This window comes from Microcoleus sp. FACHB-1515 (assembly GCF_014696105.1).
GTDB lineage: Bacteria > Cyanobacteriota > Cyanobacteriia > Elainellales > Elainellaceae > JAAUTJ01.
The window spans coordinates 14,630-31,428 of record NZ_JACJPO010000030.1; the positions used below are offsets into that span (position 1 = coordinate 14,630).

The 16,799-nt window shown below is 50.5% G+C and carries 14 protein-coding genes; 5 read left to right on the forward strand and 9 right to left on the reverse strand.

Features of this window, described 5'->3' with window-relative positions:
• Positions 1–336: 336 nt before the first annotated feature.
• Positions 337–1,758, reverse strand: a complete 1,422-nt coding sequence (locus tag H6F67_RS10280) for a PPC domain-containing protein (protein ID WP_190765979.1) — start codon at positions 1,756–1,758, stop codon at positions 337–339.
• 353 nt (positions 1,759–2,111) lie between these two features.
• On the opposite strand from H6F67_RS10280, the gene H6F67_RS28100 reads away from it, so the two are divergent.
• Positions 2,112–2,246 carry a hypothetical protein gene (locus H6F67_RS28100; RefSeq protein ID WP_277874576.1) on the forward strand — a complete coding sequence of 45 codons (135 nt, stop codon included), beginning with the start codon at positions 2,112–2,114 and terminating at the stop codon, positions 2,244–2,246.
• A 115-nt stretch (positions 2,247–2,361) separates the two neighbouring features.
• Entirely contained in the window at positions 2,362–2,997 is a 636-nt protein-coding gene (locus H6F67_RS10285; protein ID WP_190765981.1) for a DUF2459 domain-containing protein, read from the forward strand.
• A 2-nt stretch (positions 2,998–2,999) separates the two neighbouring features.
• On the opposite strand, the gene H6F67_RS10290 is transcribed toward H6F67_RS10285, so the two are convergent.
• The 4 genes from H6F67_RS10290 to H6F67_RS10305 form a co-directional block, all read right to left on the reverse strand.
• On the reverse strand, positions 3,000–3,440 hold the full coding sequence (locus tag H6F67_RS10290) for a hypothetical protein (protein WP_190765983.1): 441 nt from the start codon (positions 3,438–3,440) through the stop codon (positions 3,000–3,002).
• A gap of 417 nt (positions 3,441–3,857) precedes the next feature.
• Positions 3,858–6,059, reverse strand: a complete 2,202-nt coding sequence (locus H6F67_RS10295) for a transglycosylase SLT domain-containing protein (protein ID WP_190765985.1) — start codon at positions 6,057–6,059, stop codon at positions 3,858–3,860.
• A 143-nt stretch (positions 6,060–6,202) separates the two neighbouring features.
• Positions 6,203–8,098, reverse strand: a complete 1,896-nt coding sequence (ilvB, locus tag H6F67_RS10300; RefSeq protein ID WP_199304349.1) for a biosynthetic-type acetolactate synthase large subunit — start codon at positions 8,096–8,098, stop codon at positions 6,203–6,205.
• A 206-nt stretch (positions 8,099–8,304) separates the two neighbouring features.
• On the reverse strand, positions 8,305–8,916 hold the full coding sequence (locus H6F67_RS10305) for a hypothetical protein (protein ID WP_190765987.1): 612 nt from the start codon (positions 8,914–8,916) through the stop codon (positions 8,305–8,307).
• A 737-nt stretch (positions 8,917–9,653) separates the two neighbouring features.
• Here H6F67_RS10305 and H6F67_RS10310 point away from each other — a divergent pair.
• From H6F67_RS10310 to H6F67_RS10320, 3 genes are all read left to right on the forward strand, one after another.
• A complete protein-coding gene (locus H6F67_RS10310) occupies positions 9,654–10,004 on the forward strand; it encodes a hypothetical protein (RefSeq protein WP_190765989.1) in 351 nt (116 codons plus the stop codon).
• A gap of 55 nt (positions 10,005–10,059) precedes the next feature.
• On the forward strand, positions 10,060–10,890 hold the full coding sequence (rsmA, locus tag H6F67_RS10315) for a 16S rRNA (adenine(1518)-N(6)/adenine(1519)-N(6))-dimethyltransferase RsmA (RefSeq protein ID WP_190765991.1): 831 nt from the start codon (positions 10,060–10,062) through the stop codon (positions 10,888–10,890).
• A 101-nt stretch (positions 10,891–10,991) separates the two neighbouring features.
• Positions 10,992–11,570 carry an SH3 domain-containing protein gene (locus tag H6F67_RS10320; protein ID WP_190765993.1) on the forward strand — a complete coding sequence of 193 codons (579 nt, stop codon included), beginning with the start codon at positions 10,992–10,994 and terminating at the stop codon, positions 11,568–11,570.
• Here H6F67_RS10320 and H6F67_RS10325 read toward each other — a convergent pair.
• Genes H6F67_RS10325 through H6F67_RS10340 form a run of 4 tightly spaced genes read right to left on the reverse strand, consistent with a single transcriptional unit; the run spans position 11,567 to position 16,466 of the window.
• Positions 11,567–13,081 carry an RluA family pseudouridine synthase gene (locus tag H6F67_RS10325; RefSeq protein WP_190765995.1) on the reverse strand — a complete coding sequence of 505 codons (1,515 nt, stop codon included), beginning with the start codon at positions 13,079–13,081 and terminating at the stop codon, positions 11,567–11,569. The two genes, H6F67_RS10320 and H6F67_RS10325, sit on opposite strands and share 4 nt — an antisense overlap.
• Entirely contained in the window at positions 13,066–14,511 is a 1,446-nt protein-coding gene (locus H6F67_RS10330; RefSeq protein WP_190765998.1) for a thioredoxin-like domain-containing protein, read from the reverse strand. Before H6F67_RS10330 ends, H6F67_RS10325 begins: the two co-directional genes overlap by 16 nt.
• Positions 14,512–15,000, reverse strand: coding sequence for a DUF4279 domain-containing protein (locus tag H6F67_RS10335; RefSeq protein ID WP_190766000.1), 489 nt, complete (start codon positions 14,998–15,000; stop codon positions 14,512–14,514).
• 35 nt (positions 15,001–15,035) lie between these two features.
• The gene (locus H6F67_RS10340) at positions 15,036–16,466 is read right to left on the reverse strand and encodes a hypothetical protein (protein WP_190766003.1); all 1,431 of its coding nucleotides are present in this window, start codon (positions 16,464–16,466) and stop codon (positions 15,036–15,038) included.
• Positions 16,467–16,799 lie beyond the last annotated feature (333 nt).

Sequence of the window (16,799 nt, forward strand, 5' to 3'; positions counted from 1 at the left end):
AAACAAAAGTAACTCAAAGACGCAAAGATCTTGAATTTCTAACGAGACAGCGGGCTTCACATTCCTGTGTGCGGTTTGGGAACTTTGAAGGCGATCGACTAGGGCGTATTTTGAAAGGCATTGACCCTCCCTAACCCCATACAGAAGGAGGGAACTGAACCACTCAAACTCCCCTTGTTAAAGAGGATTTAGGGGGATCGATTGTCCACCATCCACCCTTCCAGGACTTTTAAAGCAGGCACTAAAGCGTGTTTTGAAAGGTTCGATCGCTGAAAACACATCTTAGAAAACTCGATCGCTTGAGTTTCAGGCGAAGCATTTTCTCTGAAGCGATCGCTAAGGAGCAATTAAATCTAGCTGATAGTTTGTTGACAAATTACTAAATCTGCGAGCTACTTGCAAGAAATAAGTGCCCGCTTGCAAATCTCTTGAAGTTCCGAACGACAATTCCTCACCGCTGTCGATCAGGCCGTTGTTATTTGCATCTCGAAACAAGGAAGTAGAAGCATTTGAAGTATTCAGCCTAGCTTGAAAGTTAGCAGCATTGTTGAGCGTGAATCTGTAGAAATCAACTAGGTCGAAGTTGCCGACATACTCCCTTCGGGAAGAAGTACCATTGAGTACACCCAGATCACGAGCGGTAGGCAATGTATTTCCGGGATCAGGCAGTCCATTTCCGCCATAAGGGGTTCCCACCAAAGTCATTTCGTATGCGGCGGCTGAGTTGCTAAAACGCTGCACGATGCCGAGGAAATAATTGCCTGATGGCATATCTACATTCAAGTTGCTCGCGCTCGAATGATAAGTTTCGTTGTCATCGATTAACCCGTTGCTGTTGTCATCCCGATACAATTGAACCGTAAGATTATTGTTGCCCGTGTTGATCTGGAGGTTTGACAGATCATTGAGCGTAAATCGGTAGATGTCAGCCGTGTCGAATGCACCAATATACTCTTTGATCGATCGCGTGCCCGAATAGATACCCAAATCAAATGCGGTAGCCAGAGTGCTTCCTGGATCGGGAGAGACATTTCCACCAAAAAGCGTGGGGACAAAAGTGAGTCGATAGCGAGTTGCAGAATTGCTTGAAGCTCTCAGAAAATAGGTGCCGGATGGCATATCGATCGGCGAAAAACTGCCGAAGCTGGATCTATAAATCTCGCCAGTATCGACCAGTCCATTGTTGTTATCGTCGCGAATGAGTTCAAACGTTCCACTCCCACTCAACTCCTCAACTCTTACTTCCACATTGGCAATGTCGTTGAGGGTGAATTTGAAGAAATCGACGGGATCTTCTGGCCCAACAAATTCCTCTTTGACAGTGGTTGTGGTGAGCGTTCCAATGTCGATCGCAGTGGCGATCGAATCATCCCCAACAGGCGGCGGCAGCGGCGGTTCTGGGTCAGGGTTAGGATTGGACGATGGTGTGAGGGCAGCCTGAAGTCTGTAGGGCGTTGTGCCGCGTCGATCGACATACTGCACCTGAAGATAGTAGGTTCCCGCTTCCAGATCTGCCCCGATGCGCTCTGGTCGGTTTCTCCGCTGATTGGATGCCGCGATCGTCCTCGATCGATTGTTGAGCAATCGAACGTTGGCATTTCCCCGCAGTCCGCTGAGCGACATCGAGAAATTGGATGAGCCTGAAGCAGTGAACTTGTAGATATCAATTCGATCGCGCTGTCCGACAGAATCGCGAATCGTTCGGTTGAACTGAAGCGTGCGGGCACCACCAAACGTGTTGTCGGAACGACGATTCATAGATTTTCCTTGGGTTGAGGATGTAAGCAGTCTTGATCTTGCTAATCAGAACCGCTCGGCACTGTTCCAGCCGAGGTTCAAGCAAGATTACGATCGACAGTCAGAACAAATTCGCCTTGATCCAGCGCAGGGTGGAAAGGCGAAGTCGTTTTGCACTACACTCTGAACTCAGTATTTATACTGAATCAACAATACGCTGCTCGAATGCAATAAGTCAAGGCTTTTATATTTTCTTAAGGCGTTTAGGCAGTGCGATCGACTCGCCAGGGCGTGTTCTACAACTTTCTAGTCGTGAGATAGCCCAACGGAGATTCCCCTGTAACCCCCTTAGCAAGGGAAACAGTTTCGTGTGCATGGGAGCAGGATGCAGCGGGCAGGTACGATCTGCCCCTGCGTTTCTCATGCCTACTTTAGAAGATACAGTTCCCGTGACCGACGAAACCTACGACGACTACGACGCGATCGAACCGTTTGGCAGAGGAAAGTAGCGGCTATTAGTTTTGAGGACGCCAATTCGCTTTCGATAAATGTAGAATCAACTCAAGTTTTGGCGCTAGTGGAAGCGCAAGCGATCGCATCATGAAGACGCAGCTAAAAAGGTGTATGGCAATTTCTTTCGTTGGCTTCATCTCATTATCAGTGCTGCTTGCGGCAGGCTCGTTTCTGCCGCGCCGTTGGCAGCATCGATCGCAGGCAAGCTGTCAGTATAAAGTCTGCGCTATTCAGTTTGATATTCACACGAATATCCTCGTTCCGGTTTATACCGACAGCTTTGACTGGCGAAACCATCTGCCACTTCCGCTCCATCAGCAGCAGTATTTAGGCTTCGGATGGGGCGATCGAAACTGGTACATGAATCCGCCTACCGAACTGAGCGATACGCTATCTAGAGGCTTGCAGGCGATGTTCTTTTCCGATGCATCGGTTCTTGGCATTCAGGCATACGATCGTCTTCCGACTCAAAACATCAAATGCGTCGGCGTGACGCGATCGGACTATCTAAAACTGATGGAATTTCTTCAAAATGCAATGCAGCGAAACCAGCAAGGAGAAGTGATTCAACTGAGCAATCATCCGCCAACCCAAACTAACTATTTCAAGGCGATCGGCCACTATTCAATTCTGCACAACAGCAACCACTGGACGGCAGAAGGATTGGACACTGTCCAAATTAATACGCCACTATGGGCGGGCTTCTCATTTGCAATCATGCGGCAAATTGAAGCAACCTGTTTGTGAATTTAGAATCGCCCGCTTGGAACCAGTACGAGATCGATCGCTTCACCCAGTCCGAGGCCGAGTCCTGCCAAAAGCGTGAGATAAAAAAATAGCTGAAGCTGCTTAAAACCAGCCGATCGCATCTCAATTTCAGCAAAGAACATCGTCGCAACAGGTAAAAAAATTAAGTTCAAAAACAGCGAACCTCCCACAATCAGCGCAAGAGGCAAACTTATCATCAGCCCAGTAATAATCAAGCCAAATAGCCGAGAAGATTTCAACAAAGATAAATTTTCTAAAATCAGAGTTCCTTTCCAAACGATCGCTAACGTTGCAAGCGTCACAAAAACACCAAAAATCCAAAGAATGTGGTGTGCTGATAAATACCATCCCAACAAAGCATAAGCTGAGCCGAGTAGCGTCAAAGCAAGCCAGGGTCTTCTAACTGAAAATTCAGCGTTCATATTGCTCCAGTCAAAGGAAGTTAAAGGTTCAAGCTGTATTCATTCAAACTGTATTTAGATGACTCCAGCCATCGAAATTCACTGCTGAGATTTGCTAAAAGCTAAGAGTGGCGATCGTCTCGATTCTTGTTATCTAAATTACAAAGTGTAAGTTGAGTTAGGCTGCATCATGGTGGAATATCTCTATTATGAATCGAAATTCAGGCTTGACCCAACCGGAAAAACAGAAGTCGTTTCACTTCAAACGTCAGATTGACAAGCAATGTCGTTCGCGCAGTGAAAGATACAAAATTTCACAATCTTGCCTTTATCTGGTTCATTTTGCAGTCCGACTAACGTTCTCCTGTGACTGTAGGCGGAGAAAAAGCCGAAACCCGCTTGCAGTTGACGGCATGGGAGGCTAGCGGCAAGGTGAATCTACCCGCCAATTCGAGCATGTTCCGGTGAATACTTGTCGAGCATTTCTGACACTTTGGGATTGTAAAGTCGCAAATAGTTCCAATAATTGCCGAAGACGGATTCGACATAGCCTTTAGTTTCAGGAAAAGGAATTTGCTCAACAAAAACATCTGGATCGCGAAAGCCAAATCGATCGATCCAGTCGGCAATATTTCCTGGTCCGGCGTTGTAGCTAGCAACAGCAAACAGCGAATTGTTGCTGTATTCACGATGCGTATAGTCCAAATACCAAGTGCCAAACTTAATATTGTCTTCAGGATTGGTCATCTGAAAAGATTGGACGCCAATTTGCTCCGAGATCCAATCAGCCGTTCCGGGCATCACCTGCATCAGGCCGAGTGCGCCTGCGGACGATTCGATCTTCGGCTCAAATCGCGATTCTTGCCGAATCAAACCTGTCACCAGCATCGGATTTAGCTTGCGCTCTTTCGCCCACTTGTTAATCTGCCCAATGTACGGGAACGGATAGAGCGCCTGCCAGTAGGAAATTTGCTGCTTTAGATCTTGATAGGCCGATCGATCTTCAGCCTTCTCCCGATTTCGCAAACTTGAAATCATGAAAATTCCGTTCAGGTTATCGCCCACACCCAAGCGCATCACGCCGTCTGTAAACTGTTCCACGACGGAAGGCTGCATAAACGATTGGAATTCAACCTGCCAATGTGCCCAAGCTTCGCGGTCTTGTCCCAATCGATAAAGCTCTTGCAGCGTTTGTGAACCCGCAGGCAAATCAGGTCGCTGCGTCGGTTTCACCACTTCCGGCTGTTTCTCGCGAACAGTCGTGAAGTCCCCCACATCCAGACCCAGCAAAGAAGCCGATCGCCAGGCATAATACGACTCTGGGTAGTGCGTCAACACGTACTCAAAAGACGTTTTTGCGTCCTGCTGCTGGCCGAGCTGCTGCGCCCACTTGCCGACCCAAAACGCTGCCTCCGGTGCATATTCGCTGTTGGGATTTTCGCTGACCAACTGACGCGCGATCGTCCACGCGCCATTAATATCTCCAGCGGCAAATCGCTGTTCGGCCAGTTCCCAGCGTAGTTCAGCAGCCGTGTCTGACTTGCTGTACTGGCTGAGCAGTTGCTGACGAGCTTTTGAGGCGGATTCTGGGCTGTTGAGTGCGTCGAGCGTTTGCGATTTCTTCAAGAGCGCTTCAGGAGCGCGATCGGGATAGCGAGCAATGACTTGATCCAAATATTGAATTGCAATTTCTGGCTTGGGTGCGATCGCCGCTAGCCGCACCAGCGCAAGTCCGGCTTCGTCCGAGTCGGGAAACTGCTGCACCACCTGCGTGTAAAAAGGAATCGCTGCGGTTGCCTGTTCACTCAGGTGCAAGCCGCGCCCCGCCCGATACACATTCAGCGAAGTTCGAGGGGCACGGGCATATGCCGACCCTGCATTGCCATAGCGCTGATTTTCCCAATAGGCAAACGCGATCGCTTCCCAATCTTCCGGTTTAAGCTGAGCCGCATATTCCACTGTGAGGCGATCGAGAATCGAAGTAATATCCGGCTGAGAAACGCCATGTCGCGCCAGCAGCAGCAAGAGCGCAGGCTGATTGGAATTTTCTTTCAGCTTGGTTCGTGCCACTTCTAGCGATCGCGGATGGGCGGGAAATTTGGCGAGAAGCTGATCCCACTGTTTGCGATCGCTACGCCCCAAGGCAAACAGCGCTTCCGCACCTGCCGGATCGTTTGGATGGCGTTCTACTAAAGTCTTCCAGGTTTGATTCGCCTGATTGCTATTGCCCGCTGCGGCATAAGCCTGGGCAAGCTTGGCGAGGCTGGGCGCAGCCAGAACCGGATACTCTTGGGCTAAACCTTCTAACAGTGGAATTGCAGAACCCGCTTTGTTTTGCGCGATCAAATCGCTGGCAAGCAAATAGCGGGCACGATGGCGATCGCCCGACTCTGCACCTGCCGCGATTAGTTGCAGGGTAGGTTGCCGCTGGGCGATCGGCTGATTCACCAACGCAAGCACCTGAGAGGCTTCTGCGTCTGAAGTTTGCAGCCGAGTTGCCCCGTCAGCATTGAGGTTGAGCCAAGAGAAGCGATCGCCCAATTCACTGAAATACACTAGGGCGGCTCCGGCTCCAAGGGCAAGCGCTCCGACTGCCGCACCAACGGTCAGCACAATTTGTTGTCTACTTAGCTTTAGCATTCGCGATCGCCATCACGCTTTACAAAAAGACAGCATATTCCCTGAGACTTTAGCATTTTTACTCAAAGTGGTGCGATCGAAAAAAGGAGGCTTGTTAAAAACCTCCTCCTGGCGTTTGTTGTGATTTGTTGCTCAAGTCAACCTTAGATCTTCGTGCCGCACTCCGGACAGAAGTTGTTGGTGCTGGCGTTTTTTGCGCCGCAGTTCGTGCAGTGGATCAGTTCGATCGCCTGTTCGAGTTTGGGGCGATCGGGCAGGCCGATCATTTGGGCATTGCTCTTGCCGGGAGCCACCATCGGGTAGCAGTTTTCGTCACGCTTGACGTGGACATCCATGAGGACAGGGCCTTCGTGAGCGAGCATTTCAGCGATCGCATCTTCAAGCTGATCTCGCTCTGTCACAATCATGCCCTTGATGCCGTATGCCTGCGCCAGCAAGACAAAATCGGGCATCGACGGCTCCATGTTGGAAGACGAATAGCGCTCGTTGTAAAAGGCTTGCTGCCACTGACGCACCATGCCCTGCCAGCCATTGTTGAGAATTACGGTTTTGACGTTGATGCCGTACTGCGCTAGCGTTCCCAATTCCTGCAAATTCATTTGGAAACTGGCATCGCCGCTGACGCAAATCACCTGTGCATCCGGAAGCGCCACTTGAACGCCCATCGCCGCAGGCATTCCAAAGCCCATTGTGCCGAGTCCAGCACTGGAAATCCACTGGCGCGGCCCGTTTTTGAGAAACTGCGCTGACCACATTTGGTGCTGGCCGACATCAGTGGTGTAGTAGGCGTTGGGAGCTTGATTGCTCAGTTCCACGATCACTTCTTGCGGTGCAATCATGCCGGGGTAGGAAGGTGCAACCATCGGATAGTCGTGCTTCCAGCGATCGATCCGCGCCAGCCAGTCACGAGTCTGAGCCGGAGCAGGAGCGAAATTATCTTCGCGATCGCGCTTGAGCAAATCTGTCAAAACCCGCCGCACATCTCCGACGATCGGCACTTCGGGCGTGCGGTTTTTGCCGACTTCAGCCGGATCGATGTCGATGTGAATGACTTTGGCACGCGAAGCGAATTCGTCCAGCTTGCCCGTGACGCGATCGTCAAATCTTGCGCCAACGGCAATCAGTAGATCGCATTCGGTGACGGCAAAGTTAGCGTAGGCCGTGCCGTGCATTCCCAGCATTCCCAGGGCGAGCGGGTGGCGTTCGTCGAATGCGCCTTTGCCCATCAAGGTTGTCGTGACGGGAATTTGGTAGCGTTCAGCAAGCGCATGAATTTCGGCATGGGCGCTGGCTGCGATCGCGCCTCCTCCCACATAAAGCAGCGGTTGCTTAGCCTGCCGAATCAGCTTCAGGGCTTGGAACAACTGGCGCGGATTGCCCTTCACGGTCGGGCGGTATCCCGGCAGATTGACGCTGCCCGGCGCGACAGGTTCATAGTCAAACTGTTCAAGGCCAACGTCTTTTGGCACATCGATCAGGACAGGTCCAGGACGACCAGAACTGGCAATGTAGAAGGCTTCAGCCACGATACGCGGAATGTCGCGCACATCGCGAACGACATAGGAATGCTTGACGATCGGCAAGGTGATTCCGTAGATATCCGTTTCCTGGAAGGCATCCGAACCGATCGCGGGGCGTGCCACTTGACCCGTCACAATCACCATTGGGATCGAATCCATCTGCGCGGTCGCGATTCCCGTCACCAAATTGGTCGCACCGGGACCAGAAGTGCCAAAGCAAACGCCCACTTTGCCTGTGGCGCGGGCGTAGCCATCTGCGGCGTGGGCTGCGCCCTGTTCGTGCCGCACCAGAATGTGCTGAATGCCGCCCGCAGCTTCGGCCAGATATAGCTCGTCATAGATCGGCAAAATTGCGCCGCCTGGATAGCCAAAAATATGAGTAACGCCATGTCGCTTGAGGCTATCAATCAGCGCATAGCCACCTGTTGCACGAATGGGAAATTGACGAGGCGTAGACGAAGACGAAGCGATTTGCGACGCTGCTGGGGCGGATGCAGCACTGGAAGAAAGCACAGGCATAACCTCACGCATAAAGACGATTTCTGTAACGATCGATGCACAAAAGCCGTTAATATTCCAGTCTAGTTCTGACTGGAATTCCTGTCGAGACGCAATATTTGCTGCTTGAGAAATTTCTTTCGCAACCGCATCTCGCGACTGCTCGGCTTTTCTCCAATTTGGCACAGGGCGATCGAATGAGTTCACTCATGTCAGCATTTGCTGACTTATGGATGCTGGGTGTTGGGCGTTGGAGGTTGCAAAATTGGCGCTTTCGGCTTGATCTCGTGATGTTGGGCGAGCAGGGCAAGCAAGAAATCTGCTGCCGTCGTGCGATCGGCTTCAGGCGGGTGACATTGCGCTTGGACGCGCCAACCGATCGCAGTTTGCGGCGATCGCCACAGGTCGAGGTGAGCAACGGGCGGATCGGCATAGAAGCTTTCGGCTCCGCCCCAAGCGATCGAACTGTCGTGGGTGAAGCGATCGTGGCTGATGCGATGAATCGGAAAATTGCCGATCAGCGGCACACCCCAACCGTCGAATGCAATGAACGCCTTGACTTTTTTTCCTAATGCCTGCCACATCCACGCCGCGCCGATCGCACCAACGACGCCTGCACTAAAGCTGATGAATACAAGCGGCGTGGAGGCAACAGTTTGAGAACTCGTCGGACGTGGCACAACAAACTGACGATAAATATAGTGAAAAATATGTGGGGCAGAGTAGGGGTAACTGTCGCTCGGCACAATCAAATAGTCATCCACGTAAGCCCCGATCTGTTGAACGAAGCTTGCCGTCAATTCAGGCGGATGAATGCCCGGACAGATAATTACCGTCATTGATTTAACTTTGTTTCTCAGCGAGTTTTATGTCAAAGAATCGTTGAATCTGCACAAACCATACGATTAAGTTGCGGCTAAAGCATTCGCGATCGCGGCGGGTAGAGCGAGCATTTGCACGATCAAAAGATCAGGTGAAATAAAACTGATGCTAGCAAATCTGCAAGTTGCTGGCTTTGAAATTGGCTCTTTGTTGTAGTGGGAGTAGGAGCGCAGTAGCGTCGCGATCGCTTGGGTCGTGCTTTTGGAAGAATTGAGCATTTGGAAACATCAGCCAAAACTCATGTCGTCTGCTTGTTAAATTCAATACAACATCGCGATAAAGTCTCAAATTAATTCGCGCAACTCTCTATTATTTCAATCAATTTATCTAGGTTGAGTCACTGCTTCTGCTGATATTAATTTTAGTGAAAATAAATTCGCATTTTGTCAATACTTGTTGAGGACTTGTTAAGCTTCTATTTATTACAGTGGTGTGAGGAAAGAGCGGTCTACTTGAATGTCAACAAGAAGCTGCTCATACATTTGTTCTAGTTGAAGTAAACGATTTGTAGTTGAGCATGAAGCGATCGCTTGACTACACATTTTGCCAACTGTCCTCTGAGCTTTCAACAGCTAGTATTCGCAGTCAAATTCGATCGCTGCATTCGCTATTTTGGCGGTGCAACTTTTTTCTGTTTTCTCAATGATGAATCAGAAGTTAGAGCATACTTTGAACTCAGCAGTAGGAGGAAAAAGTGACAAAAGCAATTGTAAATTTAACCGAACCGATCGTCATTCAAGAAATTGAAGAAGTCCTGTCAAAATATCCTGATCGGCCTTATCAACAAGCATTTGCGATTCCTGACTTGCGACAGAAGTTGATTGTTTACGTAATGACGCGATCGCGAGTTGCCTATGCAGTGGTCGAATCAGAAACGCAATTTAACTCACGAGCTTTTTGCCCTTCGATCGAAGAGCGATTGCAGATTGAAGCGCTGATTCATCAAGGAATTCAGCAAATTTTTCAAGAAGATGCTGAGTGGGCAATGCGCCATTTGCCGCAGGCAGTTTCGTCAACGCTTGCGCCTTCTAACTGGTTTGGCTAAGCAAGACGAATTTAATTAAGGCAAAATGGTTGATGGTGCTTTTGCGATCGACTTCATGCCTCAGCCTCGTAAACAATTTGGTCAGCACTGGTTGCGGAGTGAAAAAGCGCTCAACCGCATTGTTGAATCTGCAAATTTATCCGGTTCCGATCGCGTCTTAGAAATTGGTCCCGGTCAAGGCGTTTTGACTCGGCAACTGCTCGATCGCGCCGGAGCCGTCGTTGCCGTTGAGATCGATCGTGATTTATGTCAGCTATTGGTGAAAAAGCTGGGCGAAATCGAAAACTTTTTGCTGCTGCAAAGTGATTTTTTGGCGATCGATCTGGATGCACTGCTGCAAAATTTTCCGCAGTTTCAGCAGCCGAATAAAGTTGTCGCAAATATTCCCTACAACATCACGGGACCAATTCTTGAAAAACTGCTCGGAACGATCGCTCGACCCAATCCACGACCGTTTGAATCGATCGTGCTGCTGGTTCAGCTTGAAGTTGCCAATCGCCTGTGTGCAAAAGCGGGATCGCGCCATTTTGGTGCGCTTTCAGTTCGGGTACAGGCGTTGGCAAACTGCGAGCAGGTGTCGATCGTTCCAGCGAAAGCATTCTATCCGCCGCCCAAAGTTGATTCTGCAATCGTTCGTTTGACGCCGCATCCAATCGATCCGACGCTCAAAGATCCGCAGTGGCTCGATCGATTAGTCCGACTCGGATTTGCGACCAAGCGAAAAATGTTGCGAAACAATTTGCAAAGCGTGATTGAGCGCGATCGACTCGTCGCGCTTTTGGAATCGCTCGATCTTAATCCACAAGTTCGCGCCGAAGATCTCAGCGTGGCCGATTGGATCGCGCTGAGCAATCAGCTATTTGAATTGACAACAAGCGATCGCTAATTTTGGGCAGCTTTAGAATTTGTTAATCAATTGATCCGAAATCCGGTGATACGATATCTGAACGCTAAAAACGCTTCACTGATTTACTTAACCGTTTAATTATGCTAGTTTCTCGTGTTGGTGCAATCGCCATTCTTTCAACGACCTTAACGGTTTTTTTGCCTGTTCGCGCTCATTCGCAAACTGTTGATTCGCGTGTCAAGCAGCAAACTCAACAGGTTTATTTTCTGCTCGATCGCTGCGAGCCTGCGGTGGCACAACGAGCAGGTGGCAACATTTTGGTTGCGCTTAATACGCTCCAGAGCTACTTCATTTCTAACGCGGAAAACGGGCTAACCGGAGAAGGAAGCCTAGACGCGACAGGCGGCTTTCGTCCATTTCGGTTCGACTGTCGGGTGAACATTCGCGATGGGCGCGTGACCGGAGTGACAACGACTTTTTTGGGCGATCCGCCAGGGGATGGTTCTGGTCGCCCAAATCCCGAAGGAATTCTGGCGATCGTCGATTCGCCTAACGGCCAGCCAGTTCCGCTACGCTATGGTCCCGGAACCGAATATTTTGTTATCGAAAACCTCCCTCAAGGTGCATCCGTAACGCTGAGCGGTCGATCGAATGGCGACTGGGCAGAAACCTTGGGTGGGGCTTGGGTCTACCGTCCGTATTTGCGCCTTGTTCGCTAAAACGGCACGGGCGATCGCAACGTCAGCCAGTGCCCTTGCGGATGCTGAATATGTAGTTCGCGGCTGTGCAAATGCAGGCGATCCCCGGTCGGACTGCCATAAAGTTGATCGCCCAAAATCGGCACACCCAGCCCAATCGCACAGTGAACCCGTAGCTGGTGCGTCCGCCCTGTCACGGGGATCAGTTCAAAGCGGGTCGAATTGTCCAGCCTGCGAAACTGCGTTAGGCTCGGCTTACCGCGCCGATCGACTTTTTGACGTGGACGATCGCCCGGATCGCTCCACAGCGGCAGATCGATCGCGCCTTCGGTTGGTTCGATCGCTTCCGTCAAAACCGCTTCATAAATTTTTTTCACTTGCCGCTGTTGAAACTGCTGGCTTAAAAAGCGCTGCGTCTGTTGATCCCGTGCCAACATCAAAATGCCGGATGTCTCTTGATCGAGTCGATGCACAGCCAGTGCGCTTCCATGCAGCCTGCTCAAAACGCTGTCTTGGCGATCGAGCGTTCGACCCGGAATGGACAGCAATCCCGCAGGTTTATCAACTGCAATTAGCGCGTCATCTTCGTAAAGAATTGACAAGGCAGACTGAGGCAATCCTGACAGCAAAAATCCCATAATTGGCTGGCAGCGATCGACACAAGCTCCATAAAATTCGCCGCAAATTTTGTCACTCTGAGATTTTCCCCACCAAAATTCAGCCATCGCCAGCGGCTTCAAACCATGAGTTGCGGCAAAGTGCAGCAGCTTTGGAGCGCAACAGTCACCCGTTCCGGTGGGCAAGCTGCCAATCTGATTGAGAAAAATCGATCGTCCCGCAAAATTCGTCAGTGAGTAAACTCTATGCATTTCTGCTTGAAGCTGCTGCGAGATCGATCGCCTGCGCTGCTTCAGTTCGCGAATTCGCGCATCTGCCTGAGCAATTTTTTCGATGAGCGGCTGTAAGGTTCGATCGCGCTGACGCTTTAAATTGCGGCGATCGATCCCATCCTTACGGCTTTGATTGTCAAGTTCTACTGATTCACCGACACGATCGCGCTGCTCTTGTCGCCACTGTTGCCGCTGTTGATGGTCGATCGACATCTGCTGAAGTTTCACTGCAAATTCGCTGGAGAGGCGATCGAATTCCTGCCGAATTGAAAGCTGCTGAAGTTCAATAATTTCCCGCGAAATGGCGCTCAAGATTTGAAGTGTTTCAGCTTCTTGCAAGGCAACAGATTCTCGACCGGGAATCGGCGGAACCCAACCGGGGATCATGCTTTTGCCATTTAATAATCCTGAAAATGCTTTGAGGACAGCTTGATTTCCCTCCGCAGTTTCGACCAGCAAAACGCCGAACATTTTGCCTTCCTCTTGATCCCCAAGCTGCTGCATGAGCCTGTGGGCGATCGACTCGACAAATTTTGTGCGCGGCAGTCTCAAGCGATCCCCAGTCTGCGGACAGTTGCCCTCATACCAGTAAGTAACAGTGGCGGAAACGTCGATCGAATGCAGCATCAACTCGGAAAGCATAATCCTGGGGCACAAAGTCCGGGGAATTCGATCGCGCTCACGGTCAAACTGTCCAAATCAATTCGCTGAATTTGGTGATGATTCGTATCCGCCACAAATAAAGTTGATCCCGCGATGCTTAATCCGCTTGGTTCCGCAAAGCCGCCCAAAATCGTTGTACATTCGCCCGTCTGGGGATCAACGCGCTTGATTTTGTGATTGTAGGTGTCGGCAATCCACAGAGCGCCCAGCCCGTAGGCGATCCCCATGCAGTGCTGAAGCCGGACTTCTTCGCCTTGCCCGTCGCGATTGCCAAACCCAAACAGATCTCCACTGCCGCAAACCGTCCGCACTTGGGGATCGCTGCCCAGTTCGATTGCACGAATACTGCTGATTTCGCTATCGGCGATGAATAGTTCGCGCCCTGCGATCGCTAACCCGCTCGGTTGAGCAAAAGCGGCTTCTTCGATCGCCCCATCGACGCGAAATTCTGCCCCCGTCCCGGCATAGGTGCGAATCATTCCAGTGCTAAGCCGCAATTCCCAAATTTCATGCGATCCCGCCATTGCAATCAGCAAGCTATCCGCCACCAAAGCGAGATCCCAAGGCGAATTCAAGGCAGTCTCCAGTCCATAGCCGCTATGGGGTCGAATGTTGCGGCTTTGTTGTCCGGTTCCCGCGATCGTCTCCACAATTTGCTTTTGAAAATCAATCCGGCGAATCAAATGATTGTCTGTATCTGCAACGTAGAGAAATCGGTGATTGGGATCGATCGCCATCCCCTGCGGTGCGGCAAATTGCGCTGTCTCAAAATCACCATCTTTCCATCCGGCTACACCTACACCGATCGTGTGTTTTACTTCACCATTTAAGGTCGTTACAACGATGCGATGATGGCCGGAATCTGCAATGAAAAGCTGGTTGCTCTCTGCATCGGCTAGCACTTTTCCAGGAAAAGCGATCGGCGACAAAATCGGCTCTTGCTGCTTCCGAATTGGCGGCAAATCTGAAGTATTTTCCTCGATCAAATTGCCAATTAATTCATCTAAAAGCTCGCGCTTTCCTTCTCCTGCAAACGTGCCTGCAATGTAGCCGTTGCGATCGATCACTACAAATGTCGGCCAAGCCCGCACCACATAATTTCGCCAGGTATGCAAACCACTATCGACTAAAACCGGATGCTGAATGTTGTAGCGAGCGATCGCCTGCCGAATACTCTCCACATCCTTCTCATGATCGAACTTGGCCGAATGAACGCCAATTACGACAAGCGTGGGATACTTCTCTTCCAAATACTTGAGATCGGGCAAAATATGCAAACAGTTGATGCAGCAATATGTCCAGAAATCAAGCAGAACAACTCGACCTTTCAATTCCTTTAGGGAAAGTGGGCGATCGACGTTCAGCCAGGGCAGCTTTGCCGAAAATTCTGGAGCGCGAATTTGAGGCATTTACGACTGTTCATCCTCTTCGGGAGAAAAATAAATATCTAAACCAAAGCCTAATCCTCGATCGACAATTCGCTTCAGTGTCTCTGGTAAAAAGAAGATTCCAGGATTCGATCGCTTTACTGACCAGCCACAAAATAAATCAGCTTGAAAATTAGCTGTTAGTTCATGCCATACATCAAGATTTTCAGGCAATCGATCGAGTAGCTGATTAATCTGATCTTCAAGGTGAATTGCCTTCCATTCATCAGAACGGTAAATCCACTTTCCTGTTTTCTCAATTCGATCGCGCACTTTGCCGTGAAAGATGTCTCCCTTACGACATGATTTGGTTGGCTGTACACCAAGAACCTCAGTAATGGAATTAGGATCAAGGCGATCGCCAAAAAATCGCAGCGTTACACGACATTTATCAGTTCCACTACTTGAAACAGGTGATTGGTCTGACGATTGATTCACAACAATCGACTCAATTGATTGAACGATGGCCATAACACCGATCTTACAAATTCGATCGATGGAATGGATCAATCAGCAGCGGGTTCTGGCGATCGCAAAATTGGGACTTCCGGTTCCCCAGTTGGCTCCAGAATCAGCGGTACGTCAGGCTCGATCGATTCCGGCTCAATAATTTCCGGCAGCGTTTGTGGTGCAGATTCGATCGCTTTTGCCGCTCCCGGTGGTCTACCGCGCCGATTGAAGTAGCCATCTCCGCCGCGCTTCAAGAATTCTTTCCATCCGCGACGAGGCTGCACGGGTTCAACTGGTGGAAGTTCGCTCGACGGCGCGGGTTCTACAACGGGTGCAGGCGTTACAGATGGTTCGATAGGTTCGTTATCTTTGGTTGGCGAAACGTTTGTCGGTGCGGGTTCAACGGGTTCGATCGATGGTTCCGCCACTTCAGGTTCCGGTGTCGGTTCAACTTCAGGCGCGATCGTCTCCTCCGGCTCAACCACTTCCGGCTCAGGCTCGAAGACTTCCTCTGGCCCAGGCGATGGTTCGGGTGTAGGTTCTGGAATTGGTTCTGGTTCCGGGGCGGGTGGTTGGTAGGTTCGATCGACAATTCCCCGCACAGTGGCCGCATCGACATCGCCACGCACAATCTTCGAGAGCGTGTCTGATCCGCCGGGTTCATAGGTGATCAGGCGAACGGTATTGTTAAAAGCGTTGACGATCGGATTGCCTTGCTCGTCGAGGTATTCAAGCTGCACCCAGTTTTTTCCAGGTTTGAAGCCTTTGAGATAGACGGGTTGCCAGCGATCGATCTCGAAACTCTGCCCGTTCACCGTCGCCCGCACTCGCCAATCAGGAATATCGTCGTTTGGATCTTCCTGCGCGATCAGATGCAAAGGCGCGTTCGTCAGATAAAAATCGAGCATGATCGGCTCTGCACCGTAGCTCGCCTGTGGACGGCTATAGGTCAAAAGTGGCTGATTGGGATCAGGATTGTTGTTGGGCGTTTTGGTGAAAACGTGGAAGGTCGTTTGCGCGTAGGCTCCTTCATTTTTGAAGCTTTCGTGCCAGGGACGCGAGGCAAAAGCGCGGATGGTGTGGGTTCCAGGAGTGAGATCGGTAAATTCGATCGATCCGTCCGCATCGTAAACCGCCTGATACGGCTGATTGTCTAAAAAGACATGCAGGTGTGGCCCCAAACCCAAAGCGGCATTCTTGAACAGGGGCAAATCCTGGACGCGAAATTTCACCGTCACCTGATTGTCGTCTAGGACTTCATCGGGGCGCGGAGAGACGATCGACACCTGCGGCTGATACTGCTCCAGTTCCGATCGCAACTCCTCGATTACAGCGGGCGGCGCAACTTCAGAAATTCTGCTGCCCAGTCGGGTTGGTTCACCTTTGCCCGCGACTGGAGGGCGATCGCCGCCGCAAGCCCAAAGCGTGAAACACAGCGCGATCGCCATAACGGAGACGATCGCCCGTCGCCAACCCAAAATCCTCACACGCGAACTCCTGTCGAAGCGAAACAGCGCAGCAACTCTAAATTATATAGATCTGTTTGAAGAAAATTCGATCGCACTAATACACGATTTTGTAGGGGCGAACGACAGTATTTTATCGAAAGAACTTATCTTGTCGATAGATAAAAACTAGATGTTGCAATTTGTAAAACTATCGTTATCTATTGCAATTTTGCTGCCGATCGGTTAGGTCGGAACCTAGACAGATTCATCGTTTGCTCAATTTGAATTATTGTTAACCCGCTTGAGATTGCGCGTAGAGACCACCCTATAATGCTCAAGAGAACCTCTTAGGTATGTGCGGTCTGCCTTACA